This window comes from Reyranella humidisoli (genome assembly GCF_019039055.1).
Lineage (GTDB): Bacteria > Pseudomonadota > Alphaproteobacteria > Reyranellales > Reyranellaceae > Reyranella > Reyranella humidisoli.
Genome location: NZ_JAHOPB010000003.1, coordinates 92,486 through 111,274, shown reverse-complemented (window position 1 = coordinate 111,274; position 18,789 = coordinate 92,486). Strand labels below are relative to the sequence as shown.

22 protein-coding genes are annotated in these 18,789 nt (G+C 66.3%); 2 read left to right on the top strand and 20 right to left on the bottom strand.

What is annotated here, in order from left to right; genetic code table 11:
- Positions 1 to 9 precede the first annotated feature (9 nt).
- On the top strand, positions 10 to 1,218 hold the full coding sequence (locus KQ910_RS24000) for a TCR/Tet family MFS transporter (protein ID WP_216966080.1): 1,209 nt from the start codon (positions 10 to 12) through the stop codon (positions 1,216 to 1,218).
- Here KQ910_RS24000 and KQ910_RS23995 read toward each other — a convergent pair.
- The 8 genes from KQ910_RS23995 to KQ910_RS23960 all read right to left on the bottom strand — a co-directional run bounded on the left by KQ910_RS23995 (position 1,181) and on the right by KQ910_RS23960 (position 6,171).
- Positions 1,181 to 1,492 carry a hypothetical protein gene (locus tag KQ910_RS23995; RefSeq protein WP_216966783.1) on the bottom strand — a complete coding sequence of 104 codons (312 nt, stop codon included), beginning with the start codon at positions 1,490 to 1,492 and terminating at the stop codon, positions 1,181 to 1,183. The two genes, KQ910_RS24000 and KQ910_RS23995, sit on opposite strands and share 38 nt — an antisense overlap.
- Positions 1,493 to 1,675: 183 nt before the next feature.
- Positions 1,676 to 2,206: a MerR family transcriptional regulator gene (locus KQ910_RS23990; RefSeq protein ID WP_068193965.1), complete on the bottom strand. Its 531-nt coding sequence runs from the start codon at positions 2,204 to 2,206 to the stop codon at positions 1,676 to 1,678.
- Positions 2,207 to 2,227: 21 nt separating this feature from the next.
- The gene (locus KQ910_RS23985) at positions 2,228 to 2,539 is read right to left on the bottom strand and encodes an integration host factor subunit alpha (RefSeq protein ID WP_068193962.1); all 312 of its coding nucleotides are present in this window, start codon (positions 2,537 to 2,539) and stop codon (positions 2,228 to 2,230) included.
- Positions 2,540 to 2,662: 123 nt separating this feature from the next.
- On the bottom strand, positions 2,663 to 3,634 hold the full coding sequence (locus KQ910_RS23980; protein WP_216966078.1) for a beta-ketoacyl-ACP synthase III: 972 nt from the start codon (positions 3,632 to 3,634) through the stop codon (positions 2,663 to 2,665).
- A complete protein-coding gene (plsX, locus tag KQ910_RS23975) occupies positions 3,631 to 4,707 on the bottom strand; it encodes a phosphate acyltransferase PlsX (RefSeq protein WP_369408438.1) in 1,077 nt (358 codons plus the stop codon). The genes KQ910_RS23980 and plsX overlap by 4 nt, the downstream gene beginning before the upstream one ends.
- A 52-nt stretch (positions 4,708 to 4,759) precedes the next feature.
- A complete protein-coding gene (gene rpmF / locus KQ910_RS23970) occupies positions 4,760 to 4,954 on the bottom strand; it encodes a 50S ribosomal protein L32 (protein WP_216966076.1) in 195 nt (64 codons plus the stop codon).
- Between the two features lie 128 nt (positions 4,955 to 5,082).
- Positions 5,083 to 5,667: a YceD family protein gene (locus KQ910_RS23965; RefSeq protein WP_216966074.1), complete on the bottom strand. Its 585-nt coding sequence runs from the start codon at positions 5,665 to 5,667 to the stop codon at positions 5,083 to 5,085.
- Positions 5,668 to 5,676: 9 nt separating this feature from the next.
- A complete protein-coding gene (locus tag KQ910_RS23960) occupies positions 5,677 to 6,171 on the bottom strand; it encodes a ubiquinol-cytochrome C chaperone family protein (RefSeq protein ID WP_216966071.1) in 495 nt (164 codons plus the stop codon).
- A gap of 100 nt (positions 6,172 to 6,271) precedes the next feature.
- Here KQ910_RS23960 and KQ910_RS23955 point away from each other — a divergent pair, with 100 nt between their 5' ends.
- A complete protein-coding gene (locus KQ910_RS23955; protein ID WP_216966069.1) occupies positions 6,272 to 6,760 on the top strand; it encodes an outer membrane protein assembly factor BamE in 489 nt (162 codons plus the stop codon).
- Positions 6,761 to 6,838: 78 nt separating this feature from the next.
- On the opposite strand, the gene KQ910_RS23950 is transcribed toward KQ910_RS23955, so the two are convergent.
- From KQ910_RS23950 to KQ910_RS23895, 12 genes are all read right to left on the bottom strand, one after another.
- Complete coding sequence (locus KQ910_RS23950) at positions 6,839 to 8,944, bottom strand: sodium-translocating pyrophosphatase (protein ID WP_216966067.1); 2,106 nt, start codon at positions 8,942 to 8,944, stop codon at positions 6,839 to 6,841.
- A 152-nt stretch (positions 8,945 to 9,096) separates the two neighbouring features.
- Positions 9,097 to 10,329, bottom strand: a complete 1,233-nt coding sequence (locus tag KQ910_RS23945) for an MFS transporter (RefSeq protein WP_216966066.1) — start codon at positions 10,327 to 10,329, stop codon at positions 9,097 to 9,099.
- 77 nt (positions 10,330 to 10,406) lie between these two features.
- Positions 10,407 to 11,393, bottom strand: coding sequence for a thiamine-phosphate kinase (thiL, locus tag KQ910_RS23940; protein WP_216966064.1), 987 nt, complete (start codon positions 11,391 to 11,393; stop codon positions 10,407 to 10,409).
- A 6-nt stretch (positions 11,394 to 11,399) separates the two neighbouring features.
- Positions 11,400 to 11,870 (bottom strand): transcription antitermination factor NusB, encoded by a 471-nt coding sequence (nusB, locus tag KQ910_RS23935; protein ID WP_216966062.1) that lies wholly within the window; start codon positions 11,868 to 11,870, stop codon positions 11,400 to 11,402.
- Positions 11,867 to 12,355: a 6,7-dimethyl-8-ribityllumazine synthase gene (locus KQ910_RS23930; protein ID WP_216966060.1), complete on the bottom strand. Its 489-nt coding sequence runs from the start codon at positions 12,353 to 12,355 to the stop codon at positions 11,867 to 11,869. The genes nusB and KQ910_RS23930 overlap by 4 nt, the downstream gene beginning before the upstream one ends.
- 2 nt (positions 12,356 to 12,357) lie before the next feature.
- The gene (gene ribB / locus KQ910_RS23925) at positions 12,358 to 13,509 is read right to left on the bottom strand and encodes a 3,4-dihydroxy-2-butanone-4-phosphate synthase (protein ID WP_216966058.1); all 1,152 of its coding nucleotides are present in this window, start codon (positions 13,507 to 13,509) and stop codon (positions 12,358 to 12,360) included.
- Entirely contained in the window at positions 13,506 to 14,108 is a 603-nt protein-coding gene (locus KQ910_RS23920) for a riboflavin synthase (protein WP_216966056.1), read from the bottom strand. The genes ribB and KQ910_RS23920 overlap by 4 nt, the downstream gene beginning before the upstream one ends.
- Positions 14,109 to 14,117: 9 nt before the next feature.
- On the bottom strand, positions 14,118 to 15,209 hold the full coding sequence (ribD, locus tag KQ910_RS23915) for a bifunctional diaminohydroxyphosphoribosylaminopyrimidine deaminase/5-amino-6-(5-phosphoribosylamino)uracil reductase RibD (RefSeq protein WP_216966053.1): 1,092 nt from the start codon (positions 15,207 to 15,209) through the stop codon (positions 14,118 to 14,120).
- Between the two features lie 3 nt (positions 15,210 to 15,212).
- Positions 15,213 to 15,680, bottom strand: a complete 468-nt coding sequence (gene nrdR / locus KQ910_RS23910) for a transcriptional regulator NrdR (protein ID WP_216966051.1) — start codon at positions 15,678 to 15,680, stop codon at positions 15,213 to 15,215.
- A gap of 35 nt (positions 15,681 to 15,715) precedes the next feature.
- Complete coding sequence (gene glyA / locus KQ910_RS23905) at positions 15,716 to 17,023, bottom strand: serine hydroxymethyltransferase (RefSeq protein ID WP_216966049.1); 1,308 nt, start codon at positions 17,021 to 17,023, stop codon at positions 15,716 to 15,718.
- 5 nt (positions 17,024 to 17,028) lie between these two features.
- Complete coding sequence (gene rpiB / locus KQ910_RS23900; RefSeq protein ID WP_216966047.1) at positions 17,029 to 17,469, bottom strand: ribose 5-phosphate isomerase B; 441 nt, start codon at positions 17,467 to 17,469, stop codon at positions 17,029 to 17,031.
- A 162-nt stretch (positions 17,470 to 17,631) separates the two neighbouring features.
- Positions 17,632 to 18,744, bottom strand: coding sequence for a branched-chain amino acid ABC transporter substrate-binding protein (locus KQ910_RS23895; protein WP_216966045.1), 1,113 nt, complete (start codon positions 18,742 to 18,744; stop codon positions 17,632 to 17,634).
- Positions 18,745 to 18,789 lie beyond the last annotated feature (45 nt).

Below are 18,789 nucleotides of genomic sequence, written 5' to 3'. Positions count from 1 at the left end.
TGTATCCCAATGAACACGCGCCGGGCGCTTGCCTTCATCTTCTGCACGGTGGCGCTCGACGTGCTGGCGCTCGGGGTGATGATCCCGGTGCTGCCGACGATCGTGCTGGGCTTCATGGGCGGCGATACGGCCGGCGCGGCCGAGATGTTCGGGGTCTTCGCGACCGTCTGGGCGCTGATGCAATTCCTCTGCTCGCCCCTGCTCGGCGCCCTGTCGGACCGGTACGGCCGCCGGCCGGTCATCCTCATCTCCTGCCTGGGACTCGGGCTCGACTACATCTTCATGGCACTGGCGCCTTCGCTCCTGCTGCTGCTGGTCGGCCGCGTGATCTCGGGCATCACCTCGGCCACCATCGGCACCTCCTTCGCCTACATCGCCGACGTGACGAAACCCGAGGAGCGGGCCAGGGCCTTTGGCCTGGTCGGCATGGCCTTCGGGCTGGGCTTCGTCGTCGGGCCGGCGATCGGCGGACTGCTGGGCAGCGTCGATCCACGCCTGCCGTTCTGGATCTCGGCGGCCGCCTGTCTCGCCAATGCAGCGTTCGGCTGGTTCGTCCTGCCCGAATCGCTGCCGCCGGAAAAGCGCATGGAATTCGCCTGGAAGCGCGCCAACCCAATAGGGTCGCTCAGGCTGCTGGCCTCGCACCGCCAGCTGCTCGGCCTCGCCGCGGTCGACTTCCTCGGCAACTTCGCCCACCAGGTCCTGCCGGCTGTCTTCGTGCTCTATGCCGGCCACCGTTATGGCTGGGGCGAGATGACGGTCGGTCTCACCCTCGCCTTCGTCGGCATCTGTACCGCCATCGTCCAGGGACTTCTGATCGGGCCGATCGTCGGCCGCTTCGGCTCGCGCCGGGCCCTGATCGCGGGCCTGCTGGCGGGCGCGCTCGGCATGTCGATCTACGGGCTGGCCGAAACCGGTCCGTGGTTCTGGGCCGGCGTGCCGGTAATGGCGTTCTGGGGCCTTGCGGGGCCGGCCGTACAGGACATGATGACCCGCCGGGTCGGCGGCTCCGAACAGGGCCAGCTCCAGGGCGCCAACTCGGCGTCGCGCAGCATTGCAGGGCTGGTCTCGCCCGGTCTCTTCGCCGTGATGTTCGCGTGGACCATCGACACCCTGCCGGGCGCGGCCTTCCTGCTCGCCGGCCTGCTGCTCCTCGCGGCGGCCGCCGTCGCCTGGATCGCTACGTCGCGGACGCGACCTGCCGCCCCAGCTCCGTGAGCCTGCAGACCATCCAGTCCGGCTTCAGCGGATTCTTGAACCATGGCTTGGCCCAGCCGCGGCTGAGGCATTTCTTGACAACGTCAATATCGACGTCCTGCCCATCAAGATCGAACAAGGGCAGCTTGCCGCCAGGCTGCGTCAGCCCCCGGCGGAGGTAAAGAATCTCACCTATTGTGGGAGATTCATCCTCTAAGCCATTGTCATTAATTGAAGATAAATCAAATGAGCGCGCCCGTAGGCGCGCGAAATCGCGATTCACAAGCACGGTCACGTCCCCCTTTGACGATTCCGCAAGAGACCCCTCACCGGGCACGATACGCCCGCCCGGCCAGAAACCAAATAAAATCAGAGACTTGATACACTTTCTTACAAGGCCCACCCGATCTGGTGGCCTTAAAGCACAACACCTGCAAGCCCTTGAGCCGCCCCCCCGGCGGCTCTCGCGACTTGAATCCTAGTGCTGGGCCTTCAGCGTGCTACGCAACTGCGTCAGCGCCTGTTCGAGGTCCTCGAGAACCGACTCGATCTCACGCCGCTTGTGCAGGTCGAGAACGGCCGCCCGCGGCGTGGTTGTCGACGGCTGCGGACCGGTGCGCGGCAGCGGCTGCCGGGCGGCCCCGCTGGCCATGGCCTCGGCGCGCGCCGAGACGATACGCAGGCTCTCCAGCGCACTTTCGGCCGCGATGTCGAGACGCTGGGCCGGCAGGCGGCCGCGGCCTTCCTTCAGGAGGCGCTGCACGCCCTTGATGGTATAGCCGTCTTCATAGAGAAGCGTCCGGATACGCCGCAGGAGGTCGATATCCTCCGGCCGGTAATAGCGACGGCCGCCACCCCGCTTCAGCGGACGGACCTGGGTGAACTTGCTCTCCCAGAAACGCAGAACGTGCTGCGGCACGTCGAGCTCGGTCGCGACCTCGCTGATCGTCCGAAAAGCCTGCGCCGATTTCTCAACCCGCCTTTCGACGGTCTGAACAGAAACGGCCATCTATTTCCCCTCGTGTCCCCATCAGCCCTTGTTCTCGCCGGGCGCCCCGTTGATCAGTGATTTCAGGACATTCGACGCTCGAAAGACGAGGACTCGCCGCGGCAGGATGGGAACTTCCTGCCCGGTTTTCGGATTGCGGCCGACCCTTTGCCCCTTGTCGCGAACCGTGAAACTCCCGAACGAGGAGATCTTCACCGATTCGCCGCGCGCCAATGCCTCCACCACCTCACCGAGGATCGTCTCGACGAGATCGCTGGATTCATTGCGAGACAGGCCCACTTCCTGGAACACTGACTCGCTCAGATCGGCGCGCGTGATAGTCCGGCCGTCCACTCCGGTACCCCTTCTTCCCCCAGTTAATCCTTACTCTAAGGTGGGAAAGCGGTCAATATCAGTAGGATAGCGGGCGGACTTGAATCGGTGTCTGTTCACGTTCCGTTACACCGGAATCGTGCATTACCAGCGAACGAGGCTCGCTCCCCAGGCCAGTCCGCCGCCGATTCCCTCCATAAGCAGCAGATCGCCCCTCTTGATGCGGCCGTCCTTCACCGCGACGTCGAGCGCCAGCGGGATCGACGCCGCGGACGTGTTGGCATGCTTGTCGACGGTGACGACCACGCGCTCCGGCGGCAGGCCGAGCTTGCGCCCCGTGCCGTCGATGATGCGCTTGTTGGCCTGGTGCGGCACCAGCCAGTCGATGTCCTTGGACTCGATGCCCGCCTTCTCCAGCACCTCGCCGACGACGGCGGCCATGTTCACCACGGCGTGCTTGAAGACCTCCTTGCCTTCCATCCGGAGCAGGCCGGTGGTCCGCGTCGAGGAGGGTCCGCCATCGACATAGAGTATGTCGTGCTGGCGGCCGTCGGAATGAAGCGCATTGGCGAGGATGCCGCGATCGGCCGAGGTGCCCGTACCCTGCTCGCCCTTGAGCACGATCGCGCCGGCGCCGTCGCCGAACAGCACGCAGGTGCCGCGATCGTCCCAGTCGAGAATGCGCGAGAAGGTCTCCGCGCCGATCACCAGCGCGGTCGAGGCAATGCCGTTCTTGATCAGGCTGTCGGCGACCGAGACGGCATAGACGAAGCCGGCGCACACGGCTTGGACGTCGAACGCGGCGCCGCCGGTCATGCCGAGCTCCGCCTGCACGCGGGTCGCCGTGGCGGGGAACGTCTCGTCGGGCGTCGCCGTGGCAAGCACGATCAGGTCGAGATCGGAGCCCTTGAGGCCGGCATGGTCGAGTGCCCGCTGCGAAGCCTTGATCGCCAGATGCGAGGTGAATTCGCCCTCGGCCGCGATGTGGCGCTGGCGGATGCCGGTGCGCTGCTGGATCCACTCGTCGGTGGTCTCGACGGTTTTCGCCAATTCTTCGTTGGTGACCACGCGCTCCGGCAAATACGAACCACAGCCTTGGACGACTGAACGAATCACGCGGTTCCTCCGGTGGCCTGCAGCGAGGCAGCCGGTGTCTCGGTCGCCGAGGTGATCTCGCGCAACCGGGCCAGGCCCTCGACAAGCTTGCTTTTATAGTCGTAGCGAACGAGATCGACGGACACGCCGATCGCATAGGCGAAGCCCAGCGCGTCGGTGCCGCCGTGGCTCTTCACGCACACCCCGTTGAGACCGAGGAACACGCCGCCATTGTAACGACGCGGATCGACGCGGATGCGCAGCTTGGACCAGGCGCCCGAGGCGAACAGGTAGCCGAGCTTGGCCAGCGTCGAGGTCCGGAACGCGTCACGGACGAACTGGGTGTAAAGCTTCGCCGTGCCTTCGATCGACTTCAGGGCGATGTTCCCGGTGAAGCCGTCGGTGACGACGACGTCGGCCACGCCGGCGCCGATATCGTTGCCTTCGACGAAGCCGTGGAACGAGACGGGAGAGTTCTCGCGACGCAGCCAGGCCGCGGCCTGGCGCACTTCCTCGCGGCCCTTGAGCTCCTCGGAGCCGACGTTCAGCAGTCCGACCTTCGGCTTGTCGAGGCCGAGCAGGATCTGCGCGAAGACGCTCCCCATCACGGCGAACTGCGCGAGATTGTCGGCGTCGCATTCGAGATTGGCGCCGAGGTCGAGCATCACGCTCTCGCCGCGCGCCGTCGGCATGAAGGAGGCCAGCGCCGGACGGTCCGCGCCTTCGAGCATGCGCATCGCGAACATCGAGATGGCCAGCAACGCACCGGTATTGCCAGCCGACACGATCGTGTCGGCACGCCCCTGGGCTGCGGCCTCGACCGCCAGCCACATGCTGGACTTGCGCCGGCGCCGCAGTGCGTAGGACGGCTTGTCCTCGGCCAGCACCGCATCCTCGGCCGGCACGATCTCGAGCACCTGCGCGAGACCCTTGCGCTTGTCGACGAGCGCCTTCAGGCGCGCTTCGTCCCCGAACAGCAGAAACGAGGTTCCGGGATAACGCTCGCGGGCGATGTCGGCGCCATTAACAATGACGTCAGGCGCATGATCCCCGCCCATGCCGTCGAGCGCGAGTACGATCTTGCCCGTACTCACCGCCCTGCTCCGACTGTCGAGCGCCAGCCCATCGCCGGCAGCGGGCTTCGGGCTACTTCTCGGCCGACGCAGTGTCGGCCAGGACGGGCATGTCCTCGCGGTAGTAGCCGCAATGCGAGCAAACCATGTGCGGGCGCTTCAGCTCGCCGCAGTTCTTGCATTCCATGTATGCCATCGTCGGCAGCGCATGATGCGAGCGACGCATGTTGCGGCGGGACTTCGAAACCTTTTTCTTGGGAACTGCCATGACGATCTCCAGGACGAGGGCTCTACCCGCTTTCGCAAGCAGGGCGTGCCCCCAAAAAAGCTGCAGCCGCGCTCTACAGGCGCGGCGGGCGGCATTCTCTAGCCAAAACGTTTCACGACCGCAACAGTTTAGCGGTCACGCCGCGGCTTGTCCCTCAGGGCGGCCAGACCGGCGAACGGATGCCGGCGCGGCTCGGGCGCGGCCCGCCGCGCACCGCCCTTGGGCTTCGGCAGCACGTCTTCGAGCTTGATGCCGGGTCGCCGGGGATAGGGATCTGCCGTCAGGGACAGCTGTTCGGCGGCGATTTCGCCGACATCGAGCATATTCCCGGTGAGGGGCTCGGGGGCGTCTCCGTTGGCATTCAGCAGAGCCTCTCCGCTCTCGGGATCGCGTTCTTCATCCACATCTTCGGCAAAAACCAGCCGGAAGGCATCGTCGAGCTCCTGGGTCACAGGATCGAGGCTGAGGATGCAGGCCTGGACGATCCGGCCCTTGAGGCGCCCCTCCACCACGATCCGCCCGCCCGGCTTGCGATCGACGGTCATCCGCGCCGAGAAGGCCGGCAGGCCGAGGAAGCCGAATCGCTTGGCCAGCGCCGCTCGCTCGCTCTCGCTCGTCGCGATCTCCAGAGCCGTGCCAGCCGGCCCAAGCTTCTCGAGGTCGACAAGCCGTTCAATTTCAGATTTTCCTGTCTTATCAATATCTTGAGACATTCTGTTAAATCACTTTATCAAGTCGTTGCGGGCCGTTGCCGAAAGCGATCGGGCGTATTCGCGGACATGGGCCTCTAAACTGGCGACCTGCTGCGGATCCTCTGGCGACCTACCGCCATAGGCGTTACGGCGCAAGACCTCCACAAGCGGCGTGGGACCGTCATTCAAAGCCTCCCGGTAGGCCAGCCCCCGCCCATGCAGCCCCTCTGCCATGACCTTGATGCGGCGCCCCACACCCAGATCCTGAATGCCGATCTCGCGCAGCGTGAGATCGAGATGACGGAACATGGCATCGAAGAAGGCCTGAGCCAGAACTTCGCCATCCGGCTCGCGCCGCAGGCGGTCGATCATCAGCGCGGCGTGGAGCGCCAGCGCATCGAAGCGGCCATCCAGCGTGTCGGGAATGCCGCACACCTCGAACAACTCGGCCGCGCGCGCCTGCTCTCCCACGCGCTTGTAGACGGCGGCGGCGAAATCGTCCTCGGGCTTGCGGCGGCGGAACACGGGCAACTCCTCCCCAACTCGTCACAGAGCGACAGGTTGACCCCGCCCCCTCATCACGACATCTTGCAGTCCCTCTTCCCGCAAAGCCAAGAAGCAGTCCATGCGTCGCACCGCCCCGCTCGCCCTCGTTGGCGCACTCGCCGTCTCTGCTGCCCTCACCGTGGGCGGCTGCGAGGACACCGTAGACCAGCGCGGCTTTGCCGCGACGCCCGGTTCGGTGGAAAAGCTTGAAGTCGGCGCGCAGAGCCGCGAAGACGTCGTCCGCCTGATCGGATCGCCCTCCGCAGTCGCCACCTTCAATCCGAACATCTGGTACTACATCAGCGAGACCCAGGTTTACTGGGCCTACACCAAGCCCAGGATCGTCGAGCAGAAGGTGATGCAGGTCACGTTCAACGACACGGGCCGCATCGAAGCCATCAAGAACTACGGCCTCAAGGACGCGCAGGACATCCAGATGGTCCAGCGCATCACGCCGACATCGGGCAAGGAGCTCACGATTCTCGAGCAGGTCCTGGGCAATGTCGGCCGTTTCAGCGGTCCGAAGAAGGAAACCGCCCCCGGCGCTCCGACGACCGGCGGCATCTGACGCTCCTCCGCTTCCCGCACAAAGAAAAAGCCCCGGTCCTGCGACCGGGGCTTTCCTTTTTCAGGTTCCTATCCTGGCTCAGTGCGCCAGGACGGCGAGGAGCAGAAGCGCCACGATGTTGGTGATCTTGATCATCGGGTTGACCGCGGGGCCCGCCGTATCCTTGTACGGATCGCCGACGGTATCGCCGGTCACCGCCGCCTTGTGGGCGTCGGATCCCTTGCCACCGAAATGGCCTTCCTCGATGTACTTCTTGGCATTGTCCCAGGCACCGCCGCCCGCCGTCATGGAGATGGCGACGAAGATGCCGGTGACGATGACGCCGAGCAGCATGGCGCCGACCGCCGCGAAGGCGTCGGAGCGGTTGGCGATGGCCGAGATCACGAAGAACAGCACGATCGGCGACAGCACCGGCAGCAGCGACGGGATCATCATCTCCTTGATCGCCGACTTGGTGAGCATGTCGACGGCGCGGCCGTAGTCCGGCCGGTCCGTGCCCGCCATGATGCCGGGCTTCTCCTTGAACTGACGGCGGACTTCCTCGACCACCGCCTGGGCGGCGCGGCCGACGGCCAGCATCGACATGCCGCCGAACAGGTACGGCAGCAGGCCGCCGACCAGCAGGCCCACGACGACGTAGGGGTTCTTGAGCGAGAAATCGACCGACTTGATGCCCAGTTTGCCCTGCGCGATGAAGTAGTCGAGGTCCGACGTGTAGGCCGCGAACAGCACCAGCGCACCAAGGCCGGCCGACGCGATGGCGTAGCCCTTGGTGACCGCCTTGGTGGTGTTGCCGACGGCGTCGAGCGCGTCGGTGTTCTTGCGCACTTCCTTCGGCAGGCCGGCCATTTCGGCAATGCCGCCGGCATTGTCGGTGACCGGGCCGTAGGCATCGAGGGCAACGATCATGCCCGCGAGCGCCAGCATGGCGGTCGTGGCGATGGCGATGCCGAAGAGGCCGGCCAGGATGTAGCAGGTCACGATGCCGGCGCAGATCAGCAGCGCCGGGCCGGCCGTGGCTTCCATCGACATCGCGAGACCGGCGATGACGTTGGTGCCGTGGCCGGTGACCGAAGCCTGCGCCACGGCCTTGACCGGGCGATATTCGGTGCCGGTGTAGTATTCCGTGACCCACACGATCAGGCCGGTGATGGCCAGACCGACAAGCGAGCACCAGAACAGCGACATGCCGGTGAACGAACGATCGCCCACCGTCATCACCGTGCCCATGCCGACCAGGCGGTCGGTGGCGAAGTAGATGGCCGGGATCGACAGCACCGCGGCCACGATCACGCCCTTGTACATCGCCCACATGATGTTGCCGTCCGAGCCGAGGCGGACGAAGTAGGTGCCGATGATCGAGGTGATGATGCAGGCGCCGCCGATGACCAGCGGATAGGCCATCAGCTTGGACACGAGGACCGGATCGGCCGCGAAGAAGATCGAGGCCAGGACCATCGTGGCGACGGTCGTCACCGCGTAGGTCTCGAAGAGGTCGGCGGCCATGCCGGCGCAGTCGCCGACATTGTCGCCCACGTTGTCGGCGATGGTGGCCGGATTGCGGGGGTCATCTTCGGGAATGCCCGCCTCTACCTTGCCGACCATGTCGCCGCCGACGTCCGCACCCTTGGTGAAGATGCCGCCGCCGAGACGGGCGAAGATCGAGATCAGCGAGGCGCCGAAGCCGAGGGCCACCAGCGCGTCGATCATGTCGCGGCTGCCGCCGGGGACACCCATCTTGAGCAGGACCGCGTAGTAGCCGCCGACGCCGATCAGGGCGAGGCCGGCGACCAGCATGCCGGTCACCGCACCCGCCTTGAAGGCGAGGTCGAGACCCGAGGCCAGGCTCTTCTGGGCGGCAACGGCGGTACGCACGTTGGCGCGCACCGACACGTTCATGCCGATGAAGCCGGTGGCTCCCGACAGGACCGCGCCGATCAGGAAGCCGATGGCGGCGAACTTGCCGAGCAGCAGCGCCAGGATGACGAGGACAACGACGCCCACGATACCGATGGTCATGTACTGGCGGCGCAGGTAGGCAGCCGCACCTTCCTGGATGGCTTGCGCGATTTCTTGCATGCGCGGGGTGCCGGCGTCTGACGCCATGACCCGCGATGCGGTAACGACGCCATACAGCACGGCAATCAAGCCGCAGCCGATGACGCCCCAAAGAACGGTGGACATTTTTCCTAACCTATTGTTTTTTCAGCGCTTCTAGCGCATCGCAGCCCGAAGCATGGAACTCCCCCCGGGGCGAGGCGCGCGGAAAATGACATGCCGCCCGTGTCGGCGCAACTCGCCGATGGGAAAAGCCCCGTCTCGTCAAGGGCTTGGCGTCAGGCGCGTGACGGATTCCGCAGCCGGAAAATGCCGATCACCAGCAGCGCGACCAGCACCAGCGCGAGGGCGACGTAGTTCAGGGCCGCCCAACCCTTCAACTCCAGCACCACGCCCGCCATCAGGCTGGCAACGGTGGTCACGCCGAAGACCATGAAGTCGTTGAACGCCTGCGCCTTGCCGCGTTCGGCCGGTCGGTAGGTGGTGGTCAGGAGGGTCGTCGCGCCCACGAACAGGAAGTTCCAGCCCACGCCGTTGAGGCTGAGGGCGCCCCGGAAATGCCATTCGGTGACGCCCATCAGCGCCACGACGACGCCCGCCACGAGCAGGACGATGCCTGCGATCATGACATTGAAGATGCCGAAGCGGGCGATCAGCTGTCCGGTGTAGAACGACGGCAGAAACATTCCCATGACATGCACGAAGATCGTCACGGGAGCCTCGGTCGCCTTGAGACCGCATTGCACGATGGCCAGTGGCGAAGCCGCCATCACGAAGGACATGACGCCAAAGGCGATCATCGCACCGGCGCAGGCCACCATGTAGGCCGGCTGGGTGACGATCTCGAAGAGCGGCCGCTGCGGGCCGGTCGAGTCCTCGACCCTGACCTGTGGGAATTCGATGAAGCCCAGCACGATGAAGACAAGGACGTGGATGACGATGACGGCGACGAAGCTCGCCTGGAAGAGCGGCAACCAGAGATCGGGCGTGAAGCGCGCCAGCGTCGGACCGACGATGCCCGCCAGCACGCCGCCCGCGGTGACGTAGGAAATCGCCTGCGCGCGAAAGTTACCGGGCGCCAGTTCGACGGCCGCGAAGCGATAGAGCTGCATGTTGGCGATGGCGTACCCCAGGAACAGGCCGCCCAGGCACATCACCGGGAAACTGCCGAGACCGAGCCCGATCGCCGCCAGAAGCGAGCCGATCATTCCCATCACGGAACCACTGCGGAAACCGAGCTTGCGGCCGCGCCGCATCATCAGCAACGAGGCCGGAAACACCGACAGCATGACGCCCAAATGCTGCATGGTGATGGGCAGATTGGCCCACATGCGCATGTCGGGCGAAACGATGGTCAGCACGGCCAGCGCCGACGAGGCGAACATCAGCGTGTTGCTGCTCTGCGTCAAAGCCTGGCACATCGCCAAAAGAGCGATGTTGCGCAGCGACCGGCGCGGCATGCGGCCGTCGGAGGCTGCGGGCATTTCCTTCACCTTGATAGATCCGTCCATTGGCCCGGCACTCTAGTCACGCGCCCTGTCCGCGCCATGGGGAGATGCGCAGTGCAGCTATGAGAATGCCCACTTCACTAGAAGTGAACGTATCCCTTCCGCGCAGTCAAGACGATCTCCGCGCCGGCCTTCAATTCCACTCCTGCTCCCCGCACGAAGCGGCCGATGCGCGTGACCTTGACCCCGGCCCGGCGCGCCGCGGCCTCCAGGGCCGCGTGTTTCCGGCGCGGCACTGCCATCACCAGTTCGTAGTCGTCGCCGCCGCCGGCCACGTTCGGCCACAAACCCGGGTCGGCCGCCACAGCAGCGCGGCCCGCGACCGACAGGGGTACCTCGCTCCGCTCGATCGTCACGGCAAGGCTGGAGGCGCTGGCGATATGACCGGCATCTGCCAGCAGCCCATCCGACACGTCGGCGCACGCGGTTGCGATGCCGACGAGTTCGGGTCCCAGCGTGGTGCGCGGTCGCGGCAGCCGGTAGCGATCCTCGAGGGACGCCCGCTGGCGGGCCGACAGATTGCGCAGACCGCCTTGCGCCACCAGCAGCCCCAACGCCCCGTCGCCGATCGTACCGCTCACCCAGAGCTCGTCCCCTGCCCGCGCCCCGGCACGCCCGAGCCCCTTGCGCCGTGCCACCCGACCGAAGGCGGTGATCGTCACGGTGAGCGGCCCCGGCGTCACCACCGTGTCGCCGCCGCACAGGACGATTCCATAGCGCCGCTGGTCCGCGGCCAATCCTCTGGCGAAGGCGGCGACCCAGGCCTCGGTCCAGTTCGACGGCAAGGCGAGCGACAGTTGATAGACGAAGGGCGTCGAGCCGCCGGCCGCGAGATCGGACAGGCAGACGCGCAGGGCCTTGGCGGCGATCCGGGCCGGCAGGTCGTCGGCCAGGAAATGGACGCCCGCCACGATCGTGTCGGTCTTGACCACGAGGTCGCGCCGCGCGTCGGCAGCGAGGAAGGCGTTGTCGCTCTGCAGGTTGCCTGCGCCCCTGAAGCCGCGGGCGAGTGGCGCGAAGTAGCGGGCGATCAGCTCGAATTCACCGATCCGCCCAGGCCGCGCCATGACGGCCTACTTCTGGTCGTCCGGCCGCGCCTGACGCGCCACGCGGTCGAGAACGGAGTTGATGAAGCTCGGCTCGCCCTTGTCATAGAACGCGTGGGCGATCTCGACATATTCGTTGATGACGACGCGCCACGGCACGTCACCCCGATGCGCGAGTTCGTAGGCGCCGGCGAGCAGGATGGCCCGCACCAGACGATCGACGCGTGCCCAGGTCCAGTCCTGCGCCAGCGAAGCCGTCACCATCGCCTCGAGCGCGACCTGGTTGGTCGTGGTGCCTTCGACCACGTCCTTGAAGAGCGGACGGTCGGCGTCGCGGCGCATGCCGCCCTCGCCGGCTTCGCCGGTACGCACCTTCAGGAACTGCTCGATGATCTCGGCCGGGGCATCCTGCCCCTCCTGCCATTGATAAAGCGCCTGGACCGCTGCCAACCGGGCGGCCTGGCGGCGGCTGGGCACGGCCGGCTTGGCGTCGCTCACGATTTATTCCAGCGACGGGCCAGAGCCACCATCGCAAGGCAGGCATGGGCCGCATCGCCGCCCTTGTCGCCGCGATCCGTAAAGGCACGCGCCCGCGCCTGTTCGATGTTCTCGACCGTCACGATGCCATAGCCGATCGCCAGCTTCTTCTGGACCGCGAGATCCATCAGTCCGCGGGCACTCTCGCCGCAGACATAGTCGTAATGTGTGGTCTCGCCGCGAATGACGCAGCCGAGGGCCACGTAGCCATCGTACCGCTTGCCCTTCTTGCCGGCCGCCAGGGCGATCGCACCGGGGATCTCGAAGGCACCCGGAACGACGATGCTTTCCACCTTCGCGCCGTTCTTCACGATCTCCCGCTTGGCGCCATCGATCAGCGCGTCGGCGATATCGGCGTAGTAGCGCGACTCGACGATGAGAATGCGCGCGCCCTTGACGCCGGCGACCGCCGGCCGGGCGGTCGGGTTTTCGGTCCGTGTCGACATGCTTAAACCTTCGCGCGGCCGGGGACCGGCTTCTGGGCGACGATCTTAAGACCGAAGCCCTCGAGACCGACGACGCTCTTCTGGGAGTTGCTGAGCAGCACCATTTCCTTCACGCCGAGATCGATCAGGATCTGGGCGCCGACGCCGTAGTCGCGCAACTCCTGCCCAGCCGGTTCGATCGGCTCCCCGGCGCGGCGACGCTGCTCGGCCAGGACGACGGTGAGCGGCTCGCGGATCAACACGATGACGCCGCGGCCTTCCTTGGCGATCTCGCGCATCGAGGCCTCGATCTCGCCGCCGCGGCCACCGCTGCGCTGGCCCAGGGTATCGGTGAAGAGATTGACGGCGTGCATGCGCACCATGACCGGACCGCCCGCGGCGGGATCGCCCTTCACGAGCGCGACATGCTGCGCCATCGTCACCTTGTTCACGTAGACGACGCAACGGAAGTCGCCGCCCCAGGTGCTGTCGAGCGCGGTCTCGCTGATGCGCTTCACGATCGAGTCGTAGCGGCGGCGATAGGCGATCAGGTCGGCAATGGTGCCGATCTTGAGCCCGTGGCGCTGCGCGAAGGTGATGAGGTCGTTGCGACGGGCCATCGTGCCGTCGTCGTTCATGATCTCGCAGATCACGCCGGCCGGATTGAGGCCTGCCAGGCGCGCGATATCGACCGCAGCCTCGGTATGGCCGGTACGCTCCAGCGTGCCGCCGTCGCGGGCAACCAGCGGGAAGACATGGCCCGGCGTCACGATGTCCTGCGGCCCGCATGACGGATCGATCGCCACAGAAACGGTGCGCGAGCGATCGGCGGCCGAGATGCCGGTCGTCACGCCCTCGCGCGCCTCGATCGAGACGGTGAACGCGGTCGAGTGGCGGGTCCGGTTGTTCTGCGACATCAGCGGCAGGCCGAGCTGTTCGACCCGTTCGCGCGTGAGAGCGAGGCAGATCAGGCCGCGCGCGTGCCTGGCCATGAAGTTGATGGCCTCCGGGGTCGCCCACTGAGCCGGGATCACCAGGTCGCCCTCGTTCTCGCGATCCTCGTCGTCGACAAGGATGAACATCCGGCCCTTCCGGGCCTCCTCGATGATGTCCTCGGCGGCGGCCTTCACTTCGCTGAAGGTGACCCGCCAAGCGTCCTTTTCGAGCGCACTCATTTTTTCTGATGCTCCAACAGTCGCGCAACGTAACGCGCGAGCATGTCCACCTCAAGGTTGACCCGCTGGCCGACCCTGGTCTGTCCCAGAGTGGTAACCGCCTGGGTGTGTGAAATCACATTCACGCCGAAGCAGTTTCCATCGACTTCATTGACCGTTAGCGAAATGCCGTCGATCGCCACCGACCCCTTGGCCGCGACGAAGCGCGCCAGTTCGGGCGGCGCCTCGAACACGAAGCGCACGCTGCCGCCTTCCGGTGTCATGGAGACGATCCGGCCGACGCCATCCACGTGACCGTACACGAGATGGCCCCCCAGCTCGTCGCCAAGCTTCAGCGACAATTCGAGGTTGAGGCGGCTGCCGACCGTCCAGTCGCCGAGATGCGTCTTGTCGAGGCTCTCCGCCGAGACCTCGACCGTGAACCGGCCGGCGCCCTTCTCGACCACCGTGAGGCAGCAGCCCGAGCAGGCGATCGAGGCCCCGATGGCGATCGGCGCCATGTCGTGCCGGGTGGCGATGACGAATCGACGGTCACCCGCCTTGCCGCCGGGGTCAACCGAGACGATCTCGCCGATGTCGGACACGATACCTGTGAACATGGCCGCTACTTAATCCTCCCGCCGCCAGGTTTCCAGCGTGTCGCCCTGCAGTTGCCGCGCCGAAACCAGCCGGAACCGGGGCGCGGAACCGAGCCGTGCAAATTCCAGTCCGCCGACCGCAGAGCGGCCGTCTCCGCCCAGGATCAACCCGGCGCGGTAGCTCGAAATGCCGTCGACGAGGCCAGCCTTCAGGAAGGACGCGGCCACGTGGCCGCCGCCCTCGACGAGGACCCGGGTCAGCCCCCGCGTGCCCAACGCCTGTGCGGCCGCCGCAACGTCGATACGCCCGTCCGTGCCGACGTCGACCTCGACGATCTCTACACCGAGGCCGGCAAGCCTGTCTCTTCGATCCGCCGGAGCGTCCTTGGTGCAGACGAGCCACACTGGCGTGGCGCGTGCCGAGGTCGCGAGTCTGGAGGTTGGCGACAGGCGCGCCTGCGAGTCGAGGACGATACGGACCGGCGAGTACGACCTGAGTCCCGGCAGCCGGCAGGTCAGATCGGGATCGTCGGCGGCAGCCGTCGCCGCACCGACCAGGATGGCGTCGTGGATCGCGCGCAGCCGATGGCCGTCCTGGCGCGCCGCCGGACCGGTGATCCATTTGCTCTCGCCGGATGCGGTCGCAATGCGACCGTCGAGCGAGCCCGCCATCTTGAGATGGAAGAGAGGCCGGCCTTCACGCACGCGCCGCAGGAATCCCGCGTTGATCTGGGCGGCGTCGGCCGCGCCCTCACCCACTTCGACGGCAATGCCGGCCGCCTTCAGCCGCGCATGCCCCTGCCCCTTCACGCGCGGATCGGGGTCCTCGAGCGCCGACACGACACGCGCGACACCGGCACTCACGAGCGCATCCGCGCAGGGCGGCGTACGACCGTGATGCGCGCAGGGTTCCAGCGTGACGTAGGCGGTGGCGCCCTCCAGCGACACGCCGGCCTTTGCCGCTTCCGCGATCGCATCGGCTTCGGCATGCGGCCGGCCGCCGTCGCGCGTGCGGCCGCGCGCAATCACCTGACCGTCGCGCTCGATGACGCAGCCGACGGCGGGATTGGGCCAGGTGCGGCCGAGCGAACGGCGCGCCAGCGCGAGCGCCGCGCGCATCATCGGTCAGTCCTTGAAGTGAGCCGTATCGGCCAGGTCGGAGATGAACTCCTCGAAGTCCCGGGCCTCGCGGAAGTTGCGATAGACCGAGGCAAACCGCACATAGGCTACCGGATCGAGGGCGCGCAGCGCGTCCATCACCAGCTCGCCGATCTGCGTCGAGGGGATCTCGCTCTCGCCCGAGCTCTCGAGACGGCGCACGATGCCGTTCACGACGCGCTCCGTGCGATCCGGGTCGACCGGCCGCTTGCGGCAGGCGACCTGTATGGAACGCGCCAGCTTGTCACGATCGAACTGCACGCGCTGTCCGTTCTTCTTCACCACCGTCAGTTCGCGCAGCTGGACGCGCTCGAAGGTCGTGAAGCGCGAACCGCAGGACGGGCAATAGCGCCGCCGGCGGATCGCCGAATTGTCGTCGGTCGGCCTCGAGTCCTTAACTTGAGTGTCCTCGTGACCGCAGAATGGACAGCGCATCTAGTTCCCCTGTTTTCTTCTGGCTTTGCGCCTTGTCAGTCGCGGTAGATCGGGAAGCGCGCGCAAAGCGCGTGCACCTTGGCTCGAACCTGGGCCTCGACCTGGGCGTCGCCGTCCGGGCCGTTCTTGGCGATGCCGTCGAGCACGTCGGCGATCAGATGGCCGATCTGCTGGAACTCCGCGACGCCGAAGCCGCGCGACGTGCCCGCCGGCGAGCCGAGTCGCACGCCCGACGTGATCGTGTACTTCTCCGGATCGCCCGGAATGCTGTTCTTGTTGGTCGTGATGCCGGCGCGGTCGAGCACCTTCTCCGCCGACACGCCGGTCGCCTTCTTCGGACGCAGGTCGACCAGCATGACGTGACTGTCGGTGCCGCCCGAGACGATCTTCAGGCCGCGCTCGGTCAGCGTCGCCGCCAGCGCCCGCGCATTGTCGACCACCTGCTGCGCATAGACCTTGAAGTCGGGCTTCAGCGCCTCGCCGAACGCCACCGCCTTGGCGGCGATGATGTGCATCAGCGGGCCGCCCTGCAGGCCGGGGAACACCGCCGAGTTGATCTTCTTCCCGAGCTCGGCATCGTTCGACAGGATCATGCCGCCGCGCGGGCCGCGCAGCGTCTTGTGCGTCGTCGTCGTCACGACATGGGCATGTGGCAGCGGGCTCGGATAGACGCCGGCCGCGACCAGGCCGGCATAGTGCGCCATGTCGACCATGAAATAGGCACCGATCTCGTCGGCGATCCTGCGGAAGCGCGCCCAGTCGATTTGGCGCGAGTAGGCCGAGGCGCCGGCGATGATCAGCTTCGGCTTCTCGCGGCGGGCCGCCTCCTCCATCTGCTCGTAGTCGATCAGATGCGTGTCGGGCTTGAGGCCGTAAGACACGACCTTGAACCACTTGCCCGACTGGTTGGCGGGCGAGCCGTGCGTGAGATGGCCGCCCTGGTCGAGCGCCATCCCGAGGAACGTGTCGCCGGGCTGCAGCAGCGCCATGAAGACGGCCTGGTTGGCCTGCGCGCCGGAGTGCGGCTGCACGTTTGCGAAGGAGCAGTTGAAGAGCTTCTTGGCGCGCTCGATCGCCAGGTCCTCGGCCTTGTCGACCTCCTCGCAGCCGCCGTAGTAGCGGCGACGCGGATAGCCTTCGGCATACTTATTGGTGAGCACCGATCCCGCGGCCTCGAGCACGGCACGCGAGACGATGTTCTCCGAGGCGATCAGTTCGATCTGCTCCTGCTGGCGATGCAGTTCGCCCTTGAGGACGGCGTCGATCGCCGGATCGGACTCGGCCACACCCACGGTGAACATCGGCAGCGGAGAATCGCTCATCTTGACGGCGGCTTGGCTCATGACACTCAACCCTTTGAAAGCTTGTCGACGCGGCCGGCGTGGCGACCGCCAGCCCATTCGGTATCGAGGAAGACCTTGAGCGCCTCGCGCGCCACTTCGACGCCGATCAGGCGCTGCCCGAAGGCGATGACGTTCGCGTCGTTGTGCTCGCGCGACAGCCGCGCCGAAGTCACATCGTGCGCGAGCACTGCGCGAACCTTGGGATTTCGGTTGGCCGCGATCGAGATGCCGATGCCGCTGCCACACACGAGCACGCCGCGTCCCGCCCTGCCCGACGCGATGGCCTCGCCCATGGCCCGGCCAAAGTCCGGATAGTCGACGGAATCGGTCGAATTCGTGCCGAGATCCAGCACGTCGTGACCCGCTTCCTGTAGGTCGCGCTTCAGGATTTCCTTAAGGTCGAAGCCGGCATGATCCGACGCGACCGCGATGGCGCCCCCCGGCATATCGACGATCGATCCCCTCTATCTATTGAGCCTCCCGATACCATATCGGGGGCCGCGGTGTCACGGTCCCCCAAAATCGTGGAAAGCGACCCACAAGACACTGATTCGGAAAGAAAAAGGCCCGGCGGATGCCGGGCCTCTCCGTCGCAGGGCTGTTCTGCCCTACTTCTTGATCGGCGAGGACTTGCCGTCCTTCCAGACGTAAATGTCGTAGACCGCGTCCTTGATGTCGCCCTTGGCATCGAACTCGAGCACGCCGACGGCGGAGTCGTACTTGCCCGAACGCAAGGCTGCGGCAACCTTGGCCGCCTCGGTCGACTTCGCCTTGTTGGCGGCGTCGGCCCAGGCCTTCACGGCGGCGTAGCTGAACAGCGTGTAGCCTTCCGGATTGTACTTGGCGTCGCGGAACTTCTTCACGAGGGCGGCATTCTTGGGGTCGTCCTCGGCCTTCGGCGGGAACGACATCATCACGCCGTTGGTGGCCGCGCCGCCCAGCTGGGCGAACTCGGCCGTCTCGAGCGCGTCGAAGCCCATCATGTTCGCCGCGAGGCCCTGCTCGCGGGCCTGCTTGATGATCAGCGCGCCCGCGGTGTGGTAGCCGCCCAGCACGATGATATCGATCTTCGCCTGCTTCATCTTGTTGATCAGCGCGGCGAAGTCCTTGTCGGTGTCGTTGTAGGCCTCGTACATCGTCTCGCGGAGGCCGCCCTTGTTCAGGGCCTTCTTGGTCTCGTCGGCCACGCCCTTCCCGTAGGGCGACTTGTCGTGAAGGATCGCGACCTTGGCGGTCTTGTTGTTCTTCAGGATGTAGTTGCCGACCGTCGTGCCCTGAACGTCGTCACGGCCGCAGGTGCGGAACACCGTGGTGTTGCCCTTGCCGGCCGCGTCGTCGGTCAGCTTCGGGTTGGTCGAGGCCGGCGTGATCTGCAGGATCTTGCCTTCCTTGTAGATGTCCGACGCCGGGATCGACGAGCCCGAGCAGAAATGCCCGGCCACGAACGCGACCTTGTCCGACACCATCTTGTTGGCGACCGCGGTCGCCTGCTTGGGGTCGCAGGCATCGTCGCCGATCACCAGTTCCAGCTTCTGGCCGTTCACGCCACCAGCGGCGTTGATGTCCGCAACCGCCATTTCGGCGCCGCGCTTCAGCTGCTCGCCGAAGGCCGCGTTCGCGCCGGTCATCGGACCGGCGGAGCCGATCTTGATCTGGGCGAACGCGGGCGTCGCCATGAGCGCAACGGCTGCGACCGCCAGCGTGCCGTAAAACTTCTTCATCCGGGTCTCCCTGATTGTTCGAGCCTCCTCCGCCGAGGCGGAGCA